This is a genomic window from Rhodoferax sp., assembly GCF_028689305.1.
In the GTDB taxonomy this organism is placed as follows: Bacteria; Pseudomonadota; Gammaproteobacteria; order Burkholderiales; family Burkholderiaceae_C; genus Rhodoferax.
The window spans coordinates 58,716-60,629 of the sequence record NZ_JAQTWM010000011.1 but is presented as its reverse complement, the minus strand read 5'-3'; the positions used below and the strand labels follow the sequence as shown (position 1 = coordinate 60,629).

Below are 1,914 nucleotides of genomic sequence, written 5' to 3'. Positions count from 1 at the left end.
ACCCGCAAGGGCAAAGCCGAGGATGGCACCTTCACCAGTCAAATCTGCCACCAGCCCGCACCCAATGTGCTTGAGCAGCTATTAAATCCGCAGCAATCATCCGCTCTCCCATTGGCTGTGGGCGACACCGTCACTGCCCGCATCGACTGGGCGCGCCGGCACCGCATGATGCGTTTTCACACCGCCAGCCACCTGCTGTGCCAGATCGTGCCCAAGCTGGTCAACGGCTGCTCGATCACGCCGGACTACGCGCGCATTGACTTCAACATGGACGAGCCGCTGGACAAAGAGGCCCTGAGCGCCGCCATCGCGCAACTGGTGGCCGCCGCGCACCCGGTCACGGTCGGCGCCATCACCGACGCCGAGCTGGATGCCAACCCCGCGCTGGTGAAAAGCATGTCGGTGCAGCCGCCGCGCGGCAGCGGGCAGATTCGCACCATCCAGATCGGCAGCGACACGCTGATCGACCTGCAACCCTGCGGCGGCACCCATGTGGCCAACACCGCAGAGATCGGCCAGGTCATTGTCACCAAGATCGAGAAAAAGTCCGCCATGACACGCCGCGTGGTGCTGGGGTTTGCCGCATGAGCCGCGACAAGGGCAAGTTCATCAAGGACGGCGATTTTTTCGGCTGGGACGGCGACGTGCTGGTGGTCAACATCCTGGGCAAACCCAGCGCCAGCAAGGATGCCATTGGCAAGCCCTACGGCAAACAGCTCAAGGTCAGCGTCACCGCCGCGCCCGTGGCCGGGCGCGCCACTGACCACATGCTGCGCTTTCTGGCACCGCACTTTGGCGTGACCGCCGCCGACATCGAGGTGGTGTTTGGCCGCATGAACGTCAACAAGCAGCTGCGCATCAAAGCCCCCACCAAGCTACCGGCGGTGTTCACCAAACAGGCCGACCAGTCGTCGCTGTTCCCGGCAGACGATGAATGAACATCCCCACCGCCGGAACTCCCCGCGCCCAATTGACTCTGACGAGCTTATGACTTCACCGACCCGCCTTATTCGCCCGCTTTTTGCTGCTTTTTTGATAGCTACCAGCAGCCTATTGACGTGGGCTCAGGCGCCAAACAGCCTAAAAAGTGTGGTCTCAACCGAGCAGGTGCGGGCCGAACTGATGGCGCACGCCCCTGATGGCGCGACACCGGGCAAGACGGTCTGGGTCGGTCTGCAGCTGCAGCACCAGCCGCAATGGCACACTTACTGGAAGAATTCCGGCGACTCCGGCCAGCCCACCACGCTAAGCTGGACCCTGCCCACCGGGGTGTTGGCGGGTGACGTGGCCTGGCCCCTGCCCAAAAAAATCCCGATCGGCAACCTGGCCAACTATGGTTATGACGACACCGTGCTGCTGCCGGTGCCCCTGACCATCACACCCGACTTCAAACCCTCGCCGATCACCCCGGAACTGGTCATCCGGCTGCAAGCCAGCTGGCTGGTCTGCAAGCAGGAATGTGTGCCGCAGGACGGCGACTTCACCCTGAGCCTGCCGGTCAAAGGGTCCACCGCCCTCAATAATGCCGATTTCCAGGCCGCCTTCCAGGCCCAGCCCCAAGCCTTGTCCGGCCAGAGCCAGATCACCCTTGAGAACAACCGGCTGAAACTCACCGTGGCCAACCTGCCCGCCGCGCTGCAGGGCAAGACCCTGGAATTTTTCCCTGAAATTCCCGAGGTGATTGAAACGGCGGCCCCCTGGACGCAGGCCTGGCAAGGCGCGGTGTGGACGGCCAGTGTGCCGATCGCTACCCATCGGGGTGCCAGTCCGGCCAGCCTGCCATTGGTGCTGGTCGCCGACGCGGCTGGCCGCCGCCAGGGCTTTTCCAGCACAGCCACCGTCAGTGGCACCTGGCCAGCACAGGCCGCACCCGGTGCAGCCGCACCGGCACCCGCCGCCCTGCCAGCGCCACCG

The 1,914-nt window shown here is 64.3% G+C and carries 3 protein-coding genes; all 3 read left to right on the top strand.

The features are described 5' to 3' along the window. Positions 1 to 588, top strand: a 588-nt coding sequence (locus tag PHW99_RS04215) for an alanyl-tRNA editing protein (protein ID WP_300174100.1), incomplete at its 5' end; no start/stop codon positions are given. Next, complete coding sequence (locus PHW99_RS04210) at positions 585 to 938, top strand: DUF167 family protein (protein WP_300174098.1); 354 nt, start codon at positions 585 to 587, stop codon at positions 936 to 938. The genes PHW99_RS04215 and PHW99_RS04210, both read left to right, overlap by 4 nt. Before the next feature lie 184 nt (positions 939 to 1,122). Then, a partial coding sequence (locus PHW99_RS04205; protein WP_300174096.1) for a protein-disulfide reductase DsbD domain-containing protein occupies positions 1,123 to 1,914 on the top strand: 792 nt, incomplete at its 3' end.

What these genes read in the sequence shown, in the direction of transcription:
- PHW99_RS04210 (WP_300174098.1), top strand. Translation starts at nt 585, where the DNA reads ATGAGCCGCGACAAGGGCAAGTTCATCAAGGACGGCGATTTTTTCGGC.